Source organism: Acetobacter sp. DmW_136, from assembly GCF_008690365.1.
GTDB lineage: Bacteria > Pseudomonadota > Alphaproteobacteria > Acetobacterales > Acetobacteraceae > Acetobacter > Acetobacter oryzifermentans.
This window is the reverse complement of the sequence record NZ_VHON01000005.1, coordinates 170857-189330: the sequence shown is the minus strand read 5'-3', so window position 1 is coordinate 189330 and position 18474 is coordinate 170857. Positions and strand designations below refer to the sequence as shown.

Here is an 18474-nt window from a genome sequence, read left to right as displayed (position 1 = left end):
CCATAGATACGTCCTTTCCAACAAGAAAAATAATAATGAGGAAGGTCATGGAAAAAACAGGAAAAGCCCTGCTTGGGGAAATGATAGCCGAATGTCTGGCTGTTATGATTATTGTGACTATAGGGGATTCAGTGGCAGCAATGTTCTCGCTGTATGATCCCAGCCCCTTCAAGCAGGCTTACTGGGGTGTTGCCATTACATGGGGGCTGGCTGTTACGCTGGCCATCTATGTCACTGGTTCTGTATCTGGCACGCATGCCAACCCGGCCGTTACGCTGGCTTTGGCATGCTACCGTGGTTTTTCCTGGAAAAAAGTTGTGCCTTATTGGGTGGCGCAAGTTGGGGGCGGCTTTTTAGGCGCTTCGCTTGTATATGCCCTGTATGGCTCCGTTATCCAGCATTACGCGCTCGCTAATCATCTGGATTGGGTGAATGACGGCGCAGCTTCTGGCGTTTTCTTTACCCATCCCGGTGATTTTGTAACCCCACTTCACGCCATGATGAATGAGGTTATCCTTACCGCTATTTTGGTGCTGGGTATTTTTGCCATTACCTGTGAATACAATACCGTGGCCCCGCAGGCTAATTCCGGTGCGCTGATTATTGGCTTGCTGGTTGCCATTTTGGGCGCATCTTCCGGCTTTTTGGAAGGCTGGGCCCTCAACCCTGCGCGCGATCTTGGGCCGCGCATTTTCTGTTTTGTTGCAGGATGGGGACGTGCCGCGTTTCCTTCCCCCGGCAATTATTGGTGGATGCCTATTGCTGGCCCCATGGTGGGCGGTTTAGTGGGCGCCACACTTTACCAGACACTTCTACGCCCATTTATGCCCGCAAGGGCCCGGGTGACCACGACGGCGGCAGACTGACCGCAACACGCAGAAGGATACTCCTTAATGAGTAAGCAAGACTGTGTCCTGGCTATTGATCAGGGAACGACATCAACACGCAGCATTGTCTTTGATCGTGATGCGCAGGAACTCGCTGCCGCCAGAGAGGAGTTTGCACAGCATTACCCCAAGGCGGGTTGGGTAGAACACTGCCCGGAAGATATCTGGAAAGATGTCGTTAACACCGCACGCACAGCGCTGGAGAAATCTGGCGCGGCAGACCGGGTAGCGGGCATTGGCATTACCAACCAGCGCGAAACCATTGTGGTGTGGGAACGCGCCACAGGTAAGCCTATCCACCGCGCCATTGTCTGGCAGGATCGGCGCACGGCCAATGTGTGCCAGAAACTGCGTGATGAAGGCGCAGAAACACTGGTGCGCGAACGCACCGGGCTTTTGATTGATCCGTATTTTTCTGCCACCAAGCTGGCATGGCTGCTGGATAACGTGCCTCAGGCCCGTGAGCGTGCAGAAAAAGGCGAGCTGGCTTTTGGCACCATTGATTCCTTCATTCTCTGGCGTCTGACTGGCGGCAAGGTGCATGCAACGGATGTCACCAACGCATCTCGCACCATGTTGTTTGATATCCACCGCCAACAGTGGGATGAAGACCTTCTGCGTCTTTTCCGCGTACCTGCGGCACTTTTGCCAGAAGTGAAAGATAGCAGCTGCATTTACGGTGAAACTGATCCCGAACTGTTCGGCCGATCCATTCCTATCGCAGGTATTGCGGGGGATCAGCAGGCCGCTGTGGTCGGGCAGGCGTGCTTTACACCAGGCATGGCTAAGGCCACCTATGGCACGGGCTGCTTTTTGCTGCTGAATACGGGGGATAAACCCGTAACATCTCGCAACCGCATGCTCACCACCATTGCCTACCGTATTAATGGCAAAACCACCTACGCGCTGGAAGGCTCCATTTTTGTGGCGGGTGCCGCTATCAAATGGTTGCGTGATGGGCTGCACCTGATCACCCACGCATCTCAAACCGATGATATGGCGACACGTGTGCCAGATAGCCACGGCGTTTACATGGTGCCGGGGTTTGTAGGCCTAGGCGCCCCGCATTGGGACCCTGATGCACGCGGGCTGATCTGCGGCCTAACGCTGGATTCAAGTGCTGCGCATATTGCCCGTGCTGCTTTGGAATCCGTAGCCTATCAGACGCTCGATCTGGTTACGGCCATGATGCAGGATGGCGGTGGCACCACAGATAGCATTCGCGTAGATGGCGGCATGTCTGCCAATGACTGGTACTGCCAGTTTCTTGCAGACATGCTGCAAGCCAAGGTGGAGCGTCCACGCAATGTGGAAACCACCGCTCTGGGCGCAGGCTTTCTGGCGGGCATTGCAACAGGTGTGTGGGATAGCGAGCAGACCGTGGCTTCCGAATGGGCACGGGGCTCTCTATTTGAACCTAAAATGGAAAATGAACAGCGCCGCACCATGATTGCTGGATGGCATCAGGCGGTTAAGCGCACTCTTAGCACCTATACGGGCAGCTAAAAAATAAGCTCTGGCGGGAATATTTTTCCTGCCAGAGCAACGCTTTGCTGAATATGGCGTGATCAGTCTGGCTTATGGTCGCTTTCTGCATCTGTGCCTGCATCCTGAACAGGAACAGATACGGTTTTTGAAGATCCACCCATAAATGTAAATGTAAACGGCACGTTCTGATTGGCATGCACGTTATTGGAAAGGCCAAAGCAGAGCAGGTGGTACCCGCCCGGCGGAAACACCAGTGTAGAGTTGCCCGGCAGGGCAAGATGGGTAAACAGCACCCTAGTACCGCCTGTGCTTTCCTGATCGGCATGGTGGCCCACCAGTTTCTGGCAAACGGGAGAACTCACCCCCGTAAGCAGATGCGCGGTTTCACTGGCATTGGACAGGGCAAAATAAACTGTTGCCGGTTCTCCTTCCGATGCCAGATGCAAAGATGTGTCAAATATGGTAATATCCTTTTGAGCATCCACCTGCTCCGGCAAAACGGGCTGGGAAGGCTGATTATCGGCCAACGCCTGCGGTAAGGCATAGGCTGAACAAGAAAGAGCTGCACAGAACAGAACAGCAAAATGGCTGCGTTTCATAATTTCTCCATCCAGATGGACCGCCACATGGTATGGACGAAACGGCCCAAAAGAAATAAGTGGTGCCTTTACATACGCGCTCTTTTAACAACAGAAAACGCCAGCCAAAAATGCGCCTGAGGGAAGGTTGATACCACCATGCGTTGCCCTTTTTGCGGGAACCCAGATAGTCAGGTCAAGGACAGTCGCCCCAATGAGGAAGGACTGGCCATTCGGCGGCGGCGTGCATGCCTGTCCTGCGGGCAGCGTTTTACCACGGTAGAACGTGTGCAACTACGAGAACTGGTTGTGGTGAAAAACGATGGCAGGCGCGCGCCCTTTGATCGGGAAAAAATTGCACGCTCCATCCGTATCGCCCTGCGCAAACGCCCTGTTTCCGAAGAACAGATTGAGCAGATTGTTACCGGCATTGTGCGCCAGCTTGAAGGGAACGGAGAAACCGAGGTGACATCCACCCGCATAGGTGAACTGGCAATGGATGCCCTTAAGGAAGTAGATGGCGTTGGATATGTGCGGTTTGCAAGCGTGTACCGCGATTTTACGGAAGCCAAGGATTTTTCGGAAATTCTGAACCTTATGGAATCTGGTGGCGCCCCAGCCCCCGGAAAAGACTAGACCTTAGAACAGAAAAGCGCCATGAAACCCGGCTTTGCAACTGACTGGCCGGGCAGGAGGGATGGATGACAGAACTACAGGACGAACCCCGTTTGAAAGGGGCGCAACGGCCCCGCACGGCAGCACGCGTTGCCGCTGTGCAGGCCCTGTTCCAGATTGACCAGAATGGAGACCGCCCAGAAAACGTTATTGAACAGTTTCTGGTTCATCGGTTTGGCACAACGCTGGATGGCGCAAGCTATGAAGACGGCTGCATTCCAGAGGCCGATACACAGCTTTTCAGCCACATTGTGCGGCTGGTAACCTCCCTACGCACGCAGGTTACGCAGGAAGTTGAAAAAACGCTTCCAGAAACGTGGCCCATTGCACGGTTAGACCCCGTATTGCGCGCATTGCTTCTGGCAGCCGCGGCAGAAGCAACAGAAGGCGATGCACCAGCCCCTGTGCTGATCAACGAATATATGGACGTGGCCCACGCCTTCTTCTCTGGTGACGAACCGCGCCTTGTGAACGGCGTTCTGGATACGCTCTTCAAACGTCTGGCGGCTGAACGGAACCATGATACAGAACAAACCCAGCAACCAGACTGATCTGCCGCAGGAATTTGCGTTTATCCGGCAGCACTTTTCTGCTCTGGCTGGGGCTGCTGCCCTTGAATTGAGGGATGACGCCGCTGTTTTCACGCCGCCCGAAGGGCGAGAACTGGTGATTGCAGCGGATGGTATGGTAGAAAATGTTCACTTTCTGCCAGATGATCCACCAGAAACCATTGGCCGCAAGCTGCTACGCTGTAACCTGTCTGATCTGGCTGCCATGGGCAGCCGCCCGGAAGGTTGGCTACTAACATTTGCACGCCCACCTCATACTACCGAACAGTGGGTGGCACAGTTTTGCAAAGGGCTTAAAGCGGATCAGGAGCAATTCGGGCTCCAGTTACTGGGGGGCGATACAACCTCCACCCGTGGCCCGCTGGTCTTATCCCTGACCATTCTTGGCTCTGTGTTGCCGGGGCAGGCTATCCGCCGACAAGGCACTCAGGCTGGTGATGGTTTATGGGTTACCGGCACTATTGGTGATGGCGCATTAGGCCTACGCGCCCTTAAAGGTGAGATACCTGATCCATCTGGCCATCTGGCGCAGCGTTACCGCCTGCCACAGCCCCGTATTGGTTTACCCTTATACGGCCTTGCTTCTGCTGCCATGGATATTTCAGACGGTTTGCTCCAAGATGCAGGGCATCTCGCGCGGGAAAACGCGCTGCATGTGACCATCCACGCAGATACCGTGCCTCTATCAGACGCAGCTCGCCAAGCAGGCCCCAAATGGCTGGAAACCTGCCTGACTGGCGGCGATGATTACGAGATTTTATTTGCCGTTCCCACGCAGCATGAAGCCTCATTGCTACGCAAAGGCGCGTTAGATACCGCCTGCGGCCCCATAAAAGTAACCCGTATCGGGGAATTCACGCAGGGATCTACCGGTGTAACGGTTGTAGATAGCGCAGGCAAAAGCCTGCAATTCCGTTCCCACGGGTGGAGCCACCTTTAGGCGCTCCCCCCGCCAGAGCGCGATTTATTCCACCAGAAGTTTTTCGTACATCCGGTGCCGTTTGTAAGGCGTGGGAGAAATGCGTTCAATCAGCTTACGCAGGCCTTCATGCGTTTCCAACACCCAGCCTAGCTCAATACTGCGATAAGGCAGCACATGGCCACGCTTCATCAGTTCATCAATAATCAGAGCAGGTAACATGGCGCGCAGGGCGGTGCCGAGATACTTCTTGCGCACACCCAACAGCACCACCCGTGCAGACCGGAAATCATGGCTCATTACGCGAGAGGCCAGCTTGAGCCAGCCCAGCGGAGAGGGCGCACCACCTAAGTCACCGCTGATATCAAACATGTTGGGAATAACCAGCGCAATGGCAGCCGGTTCTCCGGCTACTTCAGCCAGCACATACTGTTCTGGCCGCAAAATGGGCTTAAGGGCCTTTAGCAGGCTTTTGACCTCATCCTGCGTAAGGGGAATATTTCCCCACGTATCAGACCACGCATCATTATAGATTTCACGTAGGATTTCGGCATCTTCATTCACCTTATCCTTACGCAGGCCGCGCATGGTAATCGCACCCAAGCGCTGCCGAATGTTAGCAGGTATCTGGTTTGCACGCTCTGCAGAAGGGCTGGTTTCCATCCGGTAGGATAGCAAATCTACCGCACGCTTAAACCCAGCAGCCTCCACAGCAGGCCCCAGAGTTTTGGGGTGCCACGGTATGCCAATCATGGGGGGCTCATCTTGCCCCTCCACCATAATCCCGGATTCACCATTGCTATTCAGTGTCCACGGGCCACGTATGCGCTCAATTTTGCGCAATTTTAGCCATTGTATCGCGGCTTCAAGCAATGGGGCCACGCATTCCGGCTCCAGCGTATCCAGCGCCCCAAAAAAGCCTGTGCGCGGGCCGGGCTGCTTGAGAGCCAAAGCATCTATCTGGGCAGATATACGCCCAATGGGCTTTCCGTTCCGCCACGCAAGAAAATAACAAGCAAAGCCGTGCTCAAAAAATGGCGCATGCGTGGGTGAAAAAATATCCCGCTGCTCCATATCTAAAGGAGGCACATAACTTGGCAAGCCATCGTAAAGAAGGCGTGGTAGTTTTATAAAGAGAGAAAGCTGGCGTGAACCCGAAACAGGTATAACCGTAATCTGAGTGGGGGAAGACATTGCCACTCCGTTGTGTGAAAGCCAAAAGCCAATGGGTGATGCCTTATTACGCAGCATTGGGAAAGGGAAAAGTGTGAAAGTTGTTGCGAACGGAAAACACACCGCACGCTCTGTTCTGCTGACTGGGGCCACCGGCGGAATTGGAATGGAACTGGCCAAACGTTACGCACGACCAGGCCGGACACTGATACTATGGGGCAGAAACCCGCAACGGCTGACAGAAATTGCCACAACGTGCTGTGCACGTGGCTCTGCTGTTTTTACCCGGCAGATTGATCTGTGTGATGGTGAAGCCGCTCTGGCAGCATTTAAGGCAGATTATGCTGAGCATAAACCTGATCTGGTTATTCTGGGGGCAGGGCTATCTGACATACAGCCATTAGACAGCATGACAGAAGACCCGCAAAAGGTCTTACAGCTTGCGCAGGTTAACTATGCCACGCCTGTAGCTTTGGCCACAGCCGCTGCCCAGAATATGATTCCTAATGGAGGCGGGCATATTGCCCTTATCGGCTCTGTTGCAGGTTTTTACGAACTCCCGTGCTCTCCTGCCTATAGCAGTTCTAAATGTGGGCTGGATTTTTTTGCGCGTGCGGCAGGTCTGGCGTGGGAAGATAAAGGTGTGGGCCTTACGCTGATTGTGCCCGGCTTTATAGACACACCTATGAGCCGCAGGCTGGAAGGGCCACGGCCATTTCTGGTTTCAGCCAAAAGTGCTGCACGCCGCATTATCCGGGCCATTAACAAAAGAAAGAAAGTTTATATCTTTCCGTGGCCATTTCGGGCGCTGCGCGTTCTTGAGCGGCTGCTGCCTCAATGCCTGCGCGAACGCATTTTACGCAGCCTGATTGTTGGCCAAAAAGAGCGACAATAAGTTTTTCTGGATAGCTTGTGCTGCTTGAAAAAAGTAAAGCACAAGCTTGATGGAGCAGAAAAAACTAACTCTCACCACCCGGTAATCTGCCTTTTCCAACCCATAAGATGAGAGGAGGCAGGAAAAAATAAAATGCCATGATAAAAATAAGATCTCGCACCAGATAAGCTAGATCAATATGCAGGCCAAAATGGCAGATCAGATTAGCCAACCCCAGCATAAAACAGACACATAAAAAAGCGCCTGCGCTGGCATAAATAGTCCGCCCAGCGTTTATCTGTTCTACTTTCTCCAAAAAAACATCAGCAAATTTTTTCTGCACAAGCCAAGCCCTTATTTTACGAAATATTTATACCCGGCATGGCACACCGGAGCCCAAGATATGCGGACAGCAGCACCTTTTTCAGATTCGCTGCCCGCAGTATCTTTTATTCCGCAAAATTTGGAAGCGTGATGTTCTGATCTTTTGCCAGTTTCTGAATAGCAACCTTGGTCAGGCCCAGCAGATTGGCTGTATCAACAAACGCAGCATCGGCACTTGCGCCAGGCGTTGGGGGCAGGGTGATCGTTACAGAAAATTCAATATTCTGATCCTGCTTTGTAAAGCACAACTTAGCCTTGGTGCTTCCGTCCTTCTGCACCTTAACGGAACGCAGAATGCCATTTTGTGCTGTAGTGTCATTACCCACGAGCGTATTCCTTTGCAAAATTATGACAGCGGGAATGTGAACGCAGCAGCCACAAGTAGCAACGCTTCTACCTGCACCCCAGACCACCCAAAATATGCAGACTCCCCAAGAGATTCTGAACACACACTGTAAGCTATACGTGCAATAAGGCGGCTTTTCCTGACAGCAGAAAAATCATCTGCATTCACGCAGGTAAATCTCTTCCGAATCAGTTCATTTAAGTGGGGTTTATTTCGAGGCTTTACGCAACAAATTTCGGCATCTTCCGCCGTCTCATGCCATATCGTACGAATAAGAGCTGACAACCGCAGTTTTCTGCGGAAAATGTCAAGCATTGTCTTTTGGTTTCGTAGGGAAATGGAGGTCTGGGCGGGAATCGAACCCACATTCGCGGATTTGCAGTCCGCTGCATCACCATTCTGCCACCAGACCATCGGGTGATGGGGAGCCTTATCTCCTGTTCTGGCGCATTGGTCAAGCCGTTGTGTTGTGCGAATTTTAAATCTGTGTGTCACAAAATGTTTTGCCCTTAATCTGGCAGGCACTGCAAAGGGCATAAACCTTAACCGCAAGGGATAGGAAAACGTGACACTTCAGGCCGCAATACAGCAGAATTCCTACCCAATGCCGTATCCAAAAGATAAAGATATGGAAACCGCACGTAACCTTATGGTGGACGATCAGCTTCGTCCTTCAGAAATTACAAACCTCTCATTATTATCGGTCATGCGGGAATTGCCCCGCGAATGCTGTGTTATGCCCGATCAGCAATCTGTAGCTTATGCAGATATGACACTCTCCCTAGGGCAAGGGCGTGTATTGCCCCAACCTTTGCTCACAGCGCGCCTTGTGCAGGCCGTTATGCCAGTAGAAAAAGCGCGGGTTCTTGTTGTAGGGGCAGCAACCGGATACACAGCAGCACTTTTTGCCGCCCTAGGTGCCGATGTCACGGCGCTTGAATCAAACACACAGCTTGCCGAACAAGGGCAGCACTTCTGCCAGCAAGAGTCTCTGAACGTTTCATGGGTTATCGCCCCTCTTAGCGAGGGCATAACGGGCAACGCGCCTTATGATGTCATTTATTTTGATGGCGCCATTCTACGTTTTCCCGCTTTTTGTGCTGCGCAACTGGCCACATCCGGCATCATGGCTGGTGTTATGGCCACCCCCAATAGATTAGCAGAAGCTTTTACGGCCAGAAGAGAGCCAGAAAGTGCGTCCAGTTTTATTGTCACTAACCTTTTTGAAACACAGCTACCTTTACTGCCAGATCTTGCCGCACCCGTTACTTTTGAATTCTAGAAATAAACTTTTAGAAAGATATTCTGCCGCAGATGATTACAAACTTGTAGAAATAGGTTCAGTATCGTGGCATGAGCAGTGCCTTAAGCGGCAATACGGTAACTGAATCAGGAGTATCAGATGCGGCGTATTTGCGGAGCAGGGGTGGGTATGGCTGTTGTGCTATGCAGTTCCACTGCATGGGGGCAGAAATACGATGGCAGTGGTTCGCCAACCTTTGTGCCACATACGCTGCAGGAAGCACTTGCTGCGGCCTATCTGACAAACCCGACCCTTCAGGAAGCACGTGCCACCCTACGCGCTACCGATGAACAGGTGCCAACCGCTTTGGCTGGCTGGCGGCCAACCGTAACCGGCACAGTAGGCCTGACATACTATAAGGGTGTGAACGATTATCAGGGTGAGGCAGATCAGCCTTCTACTGGTTATATTCGCCAATATAACACCCCTGGTTATACGGCAGGCGTAAGTGTTAATCAGCCGTTATATACGGGTGGCAAAACCACATCCTCTACACATCAAGCTGTTAACAAAGTTATGGCAGCCCGCGCGCATCTGATTTCTGCCGAACAGCAAGTGTTCAAGCAGGTTGTGAATGCGTATGTTTCCGTTATTGAAGATGAACAGCTCTTGCAGTTGAACATCAACAACGAACGCGTGCTTCAACAACAGCTCCGCGCAACGAATGAACGCTTCCGGGTAGGGGAAATTACGCGCACAGACGTTGCGCAGGCTGAATCTGCTTACGCAACAGCCAAAGCTACCCGCCAGCAATCCGAAGGCACACTTCAAACTGCACAAGCCACATATATGCAGATTATCGGCATGGCGCCGCCGCCTAATCTGGTTCCGCCGCAGCCTTTGGTATTACCTGTTAAAAATGAGCAGATGGCCGCAGCTATGGCGGTTAAAAACAATCCAGATGTCATCAATGCACTCTTTACCGAATCTTCCCAAAAAGATGCAGTAGCCGTTGCAATGGCAGCCATTATGCCAAAAGTTTCCGCCACTCTGGCTTATTCCAGGCAGGTAAACCAAAGCCTGAATAACCAGATTGACGAAAACAAATACGCCATGATCAACTTCAACATCCCGGTTTATCAGGGGGGCTCAGAATACGCAGCTGTGCGGCAGGCCAAGCAGCAGGCGCAAGCTGCACACCGTGAAGTTGATGTGCAGCGCAGAACAGCCGCGCAGGATGCTGTTTCAAACTGGCAGAAACTGGTTGCCTATCAGGCTGCAATCAACAGTAACCGCGCCGCTATTCAGGCAGGCACCGTGGCTCTTGATGGGGTGGAACGTCAGGCTATTGTAGGCACCAGCACAACGCTGGAAGTGTTGCAGCAGCAGCAAACTTTGCTGCAAGCACAGGTGGCTCTTGTTCAAAGCTTAAGCAATATGGTGCTGACTTCGTACAACGTTGCCGCAGCCATTGGCCGCCTAACCGCAGCCGATCTCAAGTTGAATGTTCCTCTTTATGATGACAAAGCTTACTATAACGCTGTAAAAGATCGTCTTTGGGGGCTGAACGATTATGCGGTCAGCCAGCCAGGGCGCTAAAAGCTGAACAGCAAGGGTAAGGGCAGGGGTTATTGTATGGCATCGTCACAGGATCCATCTGAAGGCACAGGTAAATCAGTAGCAGATGTGCTGTCTTCTATACGGCAGACCCTGCATGATGAGCATCTGGCAGCCATGGCTCCCCCTTCTTCGGACACAGACTCCGCAGAGGGTGATGAAGACGATGATATGCTGGTTCTTTCCCCTTCCATGATGGAAGGGCTTGTGCAGGAATCGCAGCCGGATCATCATTCCAGCCAGCCCAATAGTTCAGCGCATCATCCAGTCAATATGGGAGAAGACACGGCTCTTGTGCAGTCATCACCTATCGCTCATGATGACGGTATCCTATCCGTAACTGATCTGAGACAGATCCCGCTAACTGAAAAGGCAGAACACGATATGTCTGGTCCTCTCCCAATCCCCCTGAATGACGAAACCATGTCAGATACATCAAATTCATTCGCTGTTCTGCAGAAAACCCTGCAGGATAAGTATCTAAGAGAGCATGAGGAGAGAAAAGTGGCTATTTCACATGAAGGGTCTCTGACTGTTGAAGATATCGTGCGCCAGGAAGTGCGCGTATTCCTTAAAAAGTGGCTGGATGCACATCTTGCAGGCATCGTGCAGGCTGCTGTCCGTAAGGAAGTGGAACGTCTGACGCAGCGCGGTCTGTAATACCGGAAACCAGACACGCCGTTACTGGGTGAACGCACACATTTCAGTAACGGGTGCTCTGCCAAAAACCGGATGATTGCTCTGCAAAGGCGGAGGCAGTACATGCCTGCCGCCTTTTTTATGTTGTGTGGTGGAATACATATGCTGAACAAGTCTTTTGAGCCGGCCCAGATAGAAACACGTCTGTACGAATTATGGGAAAGCAGAAAGGCATTTTCTGCACAGCCCAACAGCGGCAAAAAGCCGTTTACTATTATGATTCCACCGCCAAATGTTACCGGCACCCTGCACATGGGCCATGCCCTTACCATGACATTGCAGGATACGCTTATCCGCTGGAAGCGTATGCAGGGGTTTGACACCCTGTGGCAGCCCGGCACAGACCACGCAGGCATTGCCACCCAGATGGTGGTGGAACGCACCTTGGCCACCGAAGGAAAAACCCGCCAGGAAATGGGCCGTGATGCGTTTATTGAGCGCGTGTGGGAATGGAAGGAACAATCCGGCGGCGGCATTACAAAGCAGCTGCGCCGCCTTGGCTCCTCTCTTGATTGGCCGCGTGAACGCTTTACGATGGATGAAGGCCTTTCCCGCGCAGTGCGGGAAGTGTTCGTAACCCTTTATAATGAAGGGCTGATTTATCGTGATCGCCGGTTGGTAAACTGGGACCCGGTTTTCCGCTCCGCCATTTCTGATCTGGAAGTAGAAAGCAAGGATGTTGCCGGTAATCTGTGGTATATTCGCTACCCTGTTGAAGGCGCCGGGGATGCAACAATTACCGTTGCCACCACGCGGCCAGAAACCATGCTGGGCGATACCGCTGTAGCCGTTCACCCAGAAGATGAGCGCTATAAAAACCTGATTGGTAAATCCGTTCGTCTGCCACTAACTGGCCGCCTGATTCCGATTGTTGCAGATGAACATTCGGACCCGGAAAAAGGCACGGGTGCCGTTAAAATCACGCCCGCGCACGATTTTAATGATTTCGAAGTCGGCCGCCGCCACAACCTGCCCATGATCTCTGTTCTGGACGATCAGGCCCGCATTGTGCTGGATGAAATCGAGCAAGACCTCAGCGCTGTTGAAGGACTGGCTGACCCAGCCTTTGTGCGCAGTCTGGCGGGCCTTTCCCGCGAGGAAGCACGTAAAACTATTGTCGCCCGTCTGGAAGAAGATGGCTGGCTGGAAAAAATCGAACCCCATCGCCATCAGGTGCCGCATGCTGAACGTGGTGGAGCAGTTATTGAACCACGCCTAACCACGCAATGGTATTGTGATGCTGGCAAACTCTCTGGCCCAGCCGTAGAAGCCATTACATCCGGCCGCGCCAGCTTTATTCCCAAACAGTGGGAAAACACCTTCTTTGCTTGGATGCGTGATATCCAGCCTTGGTGTATTTCGCGCCAGCTTTGGTGGGGCCATCGTATTCCGGCATGGTATGGCCCGGACGAACATGTATTTGTGGCGCATGATGAAGCCGATGCTCAGGCACAGGCCAACGCTCATTACGGCAAGGTAGAAGTACTGCAGCGTGATGATGATGTACTGGACACATGGTTTTCTTCCGCCCTATGGCCGTTCTCCACATTGGGCTGGCCAGATAAAACACCAGAACTCGCCCGGTATTACCCAACTGATGTTCTGGTAACAGGCTTTGACATCATCTTCTTCTGGGTTGCCCGGATGATGATGATGGGCCAGCACTTCATGCATGATGTGCCGTTCCGCAACATTTTCATTCATGGCCTTGTGCGCGATGAGCACGGGCAGAAAATGTCCAAAAGCAAAGGCAATGGTATTGATCCACTGGAACTGATTGATCAGTACGGTGCGGACGCCATGCGCTTTACCATTTGCGCACTTACCGGTATTGGGCGAGACGTCAAACTGGGCCGCAAACGGGTAGAAGATTACCGCGCCTTCATTACCAAGCTCTGGAATGCTGCTCGCTTCTGTGAAATGAATGGCGTTAAACCTGTTGAAGGGTTTGATCCGGCAACCGTTAAATCTCCGCTTGGTCGGTGGATTATTGCCGAAGCGGCCGCTGCTATTACAGAAGCAACGCGTGCGCTGGATTCCTACCGTTTTGATGAATACGCACTCAGTTGCTACCGCTTTGTATGGAACCGATTCTGTGATTGGTTCCTTGAATTCGCAAAACCCGTATTTAACTCTACGGATGAAGCCGAAGCCGCAGAAATTCGCGCTGTAGCAGCTTATGTTTTGGGCGTTATCCTGCGCCTGCTACAGCCTGTTATTCCGTTTGTAACGGATACGCTGTGGCACTCCTTTGGATATGGGGAAGAAGGCAGCCTTATTTCTGCAAGCTGGCCAGAACCTGTTGTGCCAGCCGGTGCAGAAGCAGCTCTGGCAGAGTGCGACCAGATTATTCGCCTGATTACGGAAATCCGTACAGTGCGGGCAGAAATGAACGTGCCACCAGCACAGAAAGCCCCTGTGTTTTTGAAAGATGCCTTGCCGCAAACATTGGATCATGCACAGCGGTGGCAGGAAGCCATTGGCCGCATGGCACGTGTTTCTGAAATTGCGCCATTGCAGGGTGATATCCCGCACGGTTCTGCACAGGCTGTGGTGGATGAGGCAACTCTTATCATCCCGCTGGCCGGGTTGATTGATCTGGATGCCGAACGCGCCCGCCTGAAAAAGGAGCTGGGTAAGGCAGAAGATGAAGTTGCCAAAACTGAAAAGAAACTTGGCAACCAGAACTTTGTCACCCGCGCCAAACCCGAAGTGGTGCAGGAAATGCGGGACCGTCTGGAAGTGCAGCAGGGTGAGTGCGTGCGCCTGAAAGCAGCTCTATCTCGCATCGGGTAACAACCGCGCGATCCCATATAGCCTGCTGGCTTAATTGCTGGCAGGCTATCTGAGCATACAAGCAGGAGAGAACAGCAGCATGGAAACAGCAATACTTGGCGGTGGATGCTTCTGGTGTCTGGAAGCTGTTTACCGTGGCATGAAAGGCATTCTCTCTATTGCGCCGGGTTATGCGGGCGGCACTGTGCAGCACCCTACCTATCAGCAAGTGTGCACCGGGCAGACAGGCCATGCCGAAGTTATCCGGCTGGAGTTTGATCCTGCCATTATCAGTTATGCTGCAATCCTACGCATCTTCTTTGTTATGCATGACCCCACAACCCTGAACCGACAGGGAAATGATAAGGGCACACAGTATCGCTCTGTTATTTTCTATGAAAATAACCAGCAGAAGCAGCTTGCGGAAAGCGCCAAACAAGAAATTGCGCAGGAAAAAATCTGGGACAATCAGCCTGTGGTGACAGAAATTCAGCCTCTCACCACTTTCTGGCCAGCGGAAGAAGCGCATTTTGATTATTACGCCCGCAACCCTATGGCGGGGTACTGTCAGGTTGTTATCAGCCCCAAAGTGGCTAAAGCCCGCAAGGAATTTGCGCGTTACTTTAGCCCCACATAAAAAACAGACGGCTTATTCTGAAGTTTCATCTTCCAGAAAAAAGCGGTCTCCTTCTTCATCATAATCAAACAGTTCCGCAAACCGGCCCCAACCAATAATGGTCTGGAGTGTCTGGCGCGCGTAATCGGCAGACATACTATCTTCCAACTCACTACGGAAACGCTCTGCTTTAATGCTGTGAGATGGCCGTTCATCCAGAAGGGTGCAGATCATCCGCACCAACGGCACGTTATGGAGCAACGCGTGGCCCATAATAGCCTTGCGCTCATCCAAATCGCTCAGAACAAAATGCACGCCCTCGTTGGTGAGCAGGATATCTCCATCTTCCAGTTCTGCCAGACGCAAAAGTTCCAGAGATTCCCCTAGAGGGAACAGATCATCCAGTTCAAGCTGAAGCTTTTCTGCCAATACCGGCAAATCCGCTCGGCCATTGAGCGGGGGTGCAGCCAAGGCCTCCATCATTCCAATCATCATGGTAATGGAAACAGGCACCAAAGCACGGAAGGAGCGGGTAAGGGCAGCGCCTTGTGGCGCGCCTCGGCGTGCCAGATCGGCCTCAGAAACAATAGGGGCACGCTGCGTCATCAACGCGTAAATGTGATCTACCAGTTGGCGGAACTCTGCATCTTCGCGGTTACGCGGGTGTGCAAACGGCACGTTCAGCACATGCGCAATGCGCCCGGGGTTGGAAGATGCAATCACGATGCGATCACACATCAACACAGCTTCTTCAATATTATGCGTCACAATCAGCATACATTGAACTGGCAGCTTTTCTTCCGACCATAGCTCTATCAGATCTGTGCGCAAATTTTCCGCTGTCAGCACATCCAGGGCAGAAAAAGGCTCATCCATAAGCAGCAAGTCAGGATGCACCACCAAGGCACGGGCCAACCCTACACGCTGCTGCATGCCGCCAGAAAGCTCCTTGGGCCAAGCATTCTCATACCCACCCAAGCCAATCAGATCTATGGCATCATCAACCAGCTTGTCACGCTCTGCGGCAGGTACTCCGCGCGCATCTAGCCCCAGTGCTACGTTTTCTTCAACTGTCATCCACGGAAAGAGGGCGAAGGACTGAAAGACCACTGCAATTTCCTGCGTGGGTTTATGCAGAGGCTGCCCTTTCCACACTATCTCACCAGAAGAGGGCGGCAGCAAACCAGCTAGAATACGCAGCAGGGTAGACTTGCCCGAACCTGAACGCCCAAGCAGCCCAACTATTTCTCCGGCATGCAAGGTAAGGCTAATGTTATCCAGCACCTGCACATCAGCAGCGCTGTCCTTATGGTAAAAACGGCTGACATGACGTGCTTCTGCCAAAACAGAGCCGGATGGAAATGTTTTTTTCTCTGGGCCAGATGCCATTGCTCTCTATCCGGTTCAGTTCAGTTTTAGGCGACGAGCGACAAAGTCCGACAAAGGCCGCCATACCAAAGCATTGGTGAACATGACAAATATACACATCACCACCGTACCCAACCCAACATTACTTATGTTTCCCAGTTGAGTGCTTTGCGCAACATAAGCGCCTAGGCCGTGGGCCGTTAAGGTTGTTTCTCCCCACTGCGCCACTTCCGATGCAATGGCTGCATTCCATGCGCCACCTGCGGCCGCCATAACGCCCACAAGGTAATAAGGTGCAATGCCCGGCAGTATAATACGCCGCCACCAGAACCAGCCTCTCACTTCCAGATTTCGGCCAACTTCCAGCAAATTGGACGGGAAGGAGGACGCCCCAGCAATAACGTTGAACAGGATGTACCACTGCGCCCCCAAAATCATCAGGGGGGTGAGCCAGATATCTGGCGTCAGATGAAAATGTACAATTACCACCACAAACACCGGAAAGAACAGGTTAGCCGGAAAAGCCGCCCCATACTGTGCCAATATCTGCGCCCGGCGGGCGCGCATGGGGTCCAAACCGCACCAGATACCCACCGGCACCCATATTAACGATGCCAGCACCAACATGCTGACCACACGCAGCAATGTGATACCACCCAACCCAAACACATAGGCAATCTGGCCAAGCGTGTAATGGGTATGCGCGTAAGCCCACACCTGCCATGAAGCCGCAAGGCAGACAATTAGAAGAAAACCCCACCACAGCCAATCTGCACCATCACTGTTGTCATCCGCTGTGGCATGCACTGTATCAGGGCGAGCCCCCAGAGGCAGGTAGCTTATACGCCGCCCAACAGAAAGCAGGGCATTGCCCCCCATCCGCAGCAAACGTGTACGGCGCACCAGCCGCAAAAACCATGGCTCCACAACCTGGGCCGTATTAACACTTTCCAGCCTGAAGCGTGTGGCCCACGCGGCCAAAGGCCGAAACAGCACCTGATCATAAACCAGAATAACAACCATCATGGCCACAATGGCTGCGGCTACAGCACCAATATTCTGCTGATCTATAGCCATACCAACATAGGAGCCTATGCCCGGCAGCGTAACATCCGTGCTGCCAACGGTAATGCTTTCAGAATACACCACCATGAACCAGCCACCGGCCATGGACATCATGGCGTTCCACACCAAGGATGGGATAGTGCAGGGCACTTCCAGCCGCCAGAACTTCTGCCAGCTTGTTAGGCCAAAGCAACGTGCGGTTTCTTCCAGCTCAGGCGGCACAGACCGCAGGCCCTGATACATGCCCAACGCCATGTTCCATGCCTGACTGGTGAAAATAGTAAAAATTGCCGCACATTCTGCCCCCAATATACGCCCCGGAAACAACCCCAGAAAAAACGTGATGGTGAAAGACAGAAACCCAAGGATGGGAACAGATTGCAGTACATCTAATAAAGGTATCAAAATCTGCCCTGCACGCCTGCTTTTTGCCGCCAACGTTGCATATACAAACGTGAACACCAAAGAGCACGCCAAAGCCGCAAACATGCGTATGGTTGTGCGCAACGCATAGCCGGGCAAATGCCACATATCCAAATGTATGGGCATGCTGGCAGGCGCCACCAATGGCCCCAGCATGTGCCTTACTGCTGCCCCCAGCGCTATTGCCGCAGCCGCCAGACACAAAAGCAGAAGAGCATCTGCGCTGTTCAGATAACGTAAAGGCAGAGAAGACGAACCTTGTGGCCGAGGTACAAGGTTCATCCAGCTTCTGTTCATGGCACTCCGGTTCCCGTGCTGCCAAACCCACCTGCGCCGCGCTGGGTTTCATCCAGCTCGTTACATTCGGCCCATGCCACCCGTGTAACGGGGGCCACAACGGCCTGTGCAATACGCATGCCGCGCTCAATGGTAAACGGGGTTTGGCCGGCATTCAGCACAATTACCCCCAGTTCTCCGCGGTAATCTTCATCCACTGTTCCGGGGGAATTGGGAAGGATAATACCGTGCTTGAGAGCCAAGCCAGAACGCGGACGCACCTGAAGTTCATACCCACGGGGCAAGGCTATGCGCAGCCCGGTTGGTACCAACACTCGCGCACCGGGCAGCAACACCACGGGCTCTGCTACTGCAGCCAGCAAATCCATCCCCGCAGCCCCAGCCGTGGCGTAGGAGGGTAGGGGCAAACCCTGCGCATGAGGGAGGCGTTGCACCTGCACACTAAGATCAGCCGAAGGAGAAATGGGTGCAGACATCA

17 protein-coding genes and 1 tRNA gene are annotated in these 18474 nt (G+C 52.8%); 11 read left to right on the top strand and 7 right to left on the bottom strand.

Annotated features, from left to right (window positions below; translation table 11 throughout):
* Positions 1 to 35: 35 nt before the first annotated feature.
* Together FKW31_RS01660 and glpK are read left to right on the top strand one after the other, a co-directional pair.
* Complete coding sequence (locus FKW31_RS01660) at positions 36 to 866, top strand: MIP/aquaporin family protein (protein WP_006115320.1); 831 nt, start codon at positions 36 to 38, stop codon at positions 864 to 866.
* Between the two features lie 27 nt (positions 867 to 893).
* Entirely contained in the window at positions 894 to 2393 is a 1500-nt protein-coding gene (glpK, locus tag FKW31_RS01655; protein ID WP_006115319.1) for a glycerol kinase GlpK, read from the top strand.
* 62 nt (positions 2394 to 2455) lie between these two features.
* Here the strand turns inward: glpK and FKW31_RS01650 are convergent, their stop codons facing one another.
* On the bottom strand, positions 2456 to 2974 hold the full coding sequence (locus FKW31_RS01650) for a copper chaperone PCu(A)C (RefSeq protein WP_035351360.1): 519 nt from the start codon (positions 2972 to 2974) through the stop codon (positions 2456 to 2458).
* Between the two features lie 138 nt (positions 2975 to 3112).
* Between FKW31_RS01650 and nrdR the strand changes: the two genes are divergently transcribed.
* The 3 genes from nrdR to thiL all read left to right on the top strand — a co-directional run bounded on the left by nrdR (position 3113) and on the right by thiL (position 5137).
* On the top strand, positions 3113 to 3589 hold the full coding sequence (gene nrdR / locus FKW31_RS01645; RefSeq protein WP_006115317.1) for a transcriptional regulator NrdR: 477 nt from the start codon (positions 3113 to 3115) through the stop codon (positions 3587 to 3589).
* Between the two features lie 65 nt (positions 3590 to 3654).
* Positions 3655 to 4179, top strand: coding sequence for a transcription antitermination factor NusB (gene nusB / locus FKW31_RS01640; RefSeq protein ID WP_006115316.1), 525 nt, complete (start codon positions 3655 to 3657; stop codon positions 4177 to 4179).
* Positions 4148 to 5137 (top strand): thiamine-phosphate kinase, encoded by a 990-nt coding sequence (gene thiL / locus FKW31_RS01635; RefSeq protein WP_150177319.1) that lies wholly within the window; start codon positions 4148 to 4150, stop codon positions 5135 to 5137. The genes nusB and thiL overlap by 32 nt, the downstream gene beginning before the upstream one ends.
* 24 nt (positions 5138 to 5161) lie before the next feature.
* On the opposite strand, the gene FKW31_RS01630 is transcribed toward thiL, so the two are convergent.
* Positions 5162 to 6310, bottom strand: coding sequence for a hypothetical protein (locus FKW31_RS01630; protein ID WP_150177318.1), 1149 nt, complete (start codon positions 6308 to 6310; stop codon positions 5162 to 5164).
* Between the two features lie 31 nt (positions 6311 to 6341).
* Between FKW31_RS01630 and FKW31_RS01625 the strand changes: the two genes are divergently transcribed.
* The gene (locus FKW31_RS01625; protein WP_050793082.1) at positions 6342 to 7184 is read left to right on the top strand and encodes an SDR family oxidoreductase; all 843 of its coding nucleotides are present in this window, start codon (positions 6342 to 6344) and stop codon (positions 7182 to 7184) included.
* Positions 7185 to 7612: 428 nt separating this feature from the next.
* Here the strand turns inward: FKW31_RS01625 and FKW31_RS01615 are convergent, their stop codons facing one another.
* Together FKW31_RS01615 and FKW31_RS01610 are read right to left on the bottom strand one after the other, a co-directional pair.
* Positions 7613 to 7873 carry a hypothetical protein gene (locus tag FKW31_RS01615; protein ID WP_150177316.1) on the bottom strand — a complete coding sequence of 87 codons (261 nt, stop codon included), beginning with the start codon at positions 7871 to 7873 and terminating at the stop codon, positions 7613 to 7615.
* A gap of 358 nt (positions 7874 to 8231) precedes the next feature.
* A tRNA-Cys gene (locus FKW31_RS01610) sits at positions 8232 to 8305 on the bottom strand.
* Positions 8306 to 8458: 153 nt separating this feature from the next.
* Between FKW31_RS01610 and FKW31_RS01605 the strand changes: the two genes are divergently transcribed.
* The 5 genes from FKW31_RS01605 (at position 8459) to msrA (ending at position 14864) form a co-directional block, all read left to right on the top strand.
* Positions 8459 to 9175, top strand: coding sequence for a protein-L-isoaspartate O-methyltransferase (locus FKW31_RS01605; RefSeq protein ID WP_238332710.1), 717 nt, complete (start codon positions 8459 to 8461; stop codon positions 9173 to 9175).
* Between the two features lie 120 nt (positions 9176 to 9295).
* Positions 9296 to 10735 (top strand): TolC family outer membrane protein, encoded by a 1440-nt coding sequence (locus tag FKW31_RS01600; protein WP_006115310.1) that lies wholly within the window; start codon positions 9296 to 9298, stop codon positions 10733 to 10735.
* A gap of 36 nt (positions 10736 to 10771) precedes the next feature.
* Complete coding sequence (locus FKW31_RS01595; RefSeq protein WP_006115309.1) at positions 10772 to 11413, top strand: DUF2497 domain-containing protein; 642 nt, start codon at positions 10772 to 10774, stop codon at positions 11411 to 11413.
* 141 nt (positions 11414 to 11554) lie between these two features.
* The gene (locus FKW31_RS01590; protein WP_150177314.1) at positions 11555 to 14248 is read left to right on the top strand and encodes a valine--tRNA ligase; all 2694 of its coding nucleotides are present in this window, start codon (positions 11555 to 11557) and stop codon (positions 14246 to 14248) included.
* 79 nt (positions 14249 to 14327) lie between these two features.
* A complete protein-coding gene (msrA, locus tag FKW31_RS01585; protein ID WP_150177312.1) occupies positions 14328 to 14864 on the top strand; it encodes a peptide-methionine (S)-S-oxide reductase MsrA in 537 nt (178 codons plus the stop codon).
* Positions 14865 to 14876: 12 nt separating this feature from the next.
* Here the strand turns inward: msrA and FKW31_RS01580 are convergent, their stop codons facing one another.
* From FKW31_RS01580 to dut, 3 genes are read right to left on the bottom strand one after another with little or no spacing between them, the layout of a single operon-like run.
* Positions 14877 to 16232 carry a nitrate/sulfonate/bicarbonate ABC transporter ATP-binding protein gene (locus tag FKW31_RS01580; protein ID WP_006115306.1) on the bottom strand — a complete coding sequence of 452 codons (1356 nt, stop codon included), beginning with the start codon at positions 16230 to 16232 and terminating at the stop codon, positions 14877 to 14879.
* A gap of 15 nt (positions 16233 to 16247) precedes the next feature.
* Positions 16248 to 17996 (bottom strand): ABC transporter permease subunit, encoded by a 1749-nt coding sequence (locus tag FKW31_RS01575; RefSeq protein WP_150177310.1) that lies wholly within the window; start codon positions 17994 to 17996, stop codon positions 16248 to 16250.
* A complete protein-coding gene (gene dut / locus FKW31_RS01570; protein WP_035351369.1) occupies positions 17993 to 18472 on the bottom strand; it encodes a dUTP diphosphatase in 480 nt (159 codons plus the stop codon). The genes FKW31_RS01575 and dut overlap by 4 nt, the downstream gene beginning before the upstream one ends.
* Positions 18473 to 18474: the final 2 nt, after the last annotated feature.

Excerpts from the sequence above, each read along its gene's own strand:
- FKW31_RS01660 (WP_006115320.1), top strand. The coding sequence starts at position 36 with ATGAGGAAGGTCATGGAAAAAACAGGAAAAGCCCTGCTTGGGGAAATG.
- glpK (WP_006115319.1), top strand. The coding sequence starts at position 894 with ATGAGTAAGCAAGACTGTGTCCTGGCTATTGATCAGGGAACGACATCA.
- FKW31_RS01650 (WP_035351360.1), bottom strand. The coding sequence starts at position 2,974 with ATGAAACGCAGCCATTTTGCTGTTCTGTTCTGTGCAGCTCTTTCTTGT.
- nrdR (WP_006115317.1), top strand. The coding sequence starts at position 3,113 with ATGCGTTGCCCTTTTTGCGGGAACCCAGATAGTCAGGTCAAGGACAGT.
- nusB (WP_006115316.1), top strand. The coding sequence starts at position 3,655 with ATGACAGAACTACAGGACGAACCCCGTTTGAAAGGGGCGCAACGGCCC.
- thiL (WP_150177319.1), top strand. The coding sequence starts at position 4,148 with ATGATACAGAACAAACCCAGCAACCAGACTGATCTGCCGCAGGAATTT.
- FKW31_RS01630 (WP_150177318.1), bottom strand. The coding sequence starts at position 6,310 with ATGTCTTCCCCCACTCAGATTACGGTTATACCTGTTTCGGGTTCACGC.
- FKW31_RS01625 (WP_050793082.1), top strand. The coding sequence starts at position 6,342 with ATGGGTGATGCCTTATTACGCAGCATTGGGAAAGGGAAAAGTGTGAAA.
- FKW31_RS01600 (WP_006115310.1), top strand. The coding sequence starts at position 9,296 with ATGCGGCGTATTTGCGGAGCAGGGGTGGGTATGGCTGTTGTGCTATGC.
- FKW31_RS01595 (WP_006115309.1), top strand. The coding sequence starts at position 10,772 with ATGGCATCGTCACAGGATCCATCTGAAGGCACAGGTAAATCAGTAGCA.
- FKW31_RS01590 (WP_150177314.1), top strand. The coding sequence starts at position 11,555 with ATGCTGAACAAGTCTTTTGAGCCGGCCCAGATAGAAACACGTCTGTAC.
- msrA (WP_150177312.1), top strand. The coding sequence starts at position 14,328 with ATGGAAACAGCAATACTTGGCGGTGGATGCTTCTGGTGTCTGGAAGCT.
- FKW31_RS01580 (WP_006115306.1), bottom strand. The coding sequence starts at position 16,232 with ATGGCATCTGGCCCAGAGAAAAAAACATTTCCATCCGGCTCTGTTTTG.
- FKW31_RS01575 (WP_150177310.1), bottom strand. The coding sequence starts at position 17,996 with ATGAACAGAAGCTGGATGAACCTTGTACCTCGGCCACAAGGTTCGTCT.
- dut (WP_035351369.1), bottom strand. The coding sequence starts at position 18,472 with ATGTCTGCACCCATTTCTCCTTCGGCTGATCTTAGTGTGCAGGTGCAA.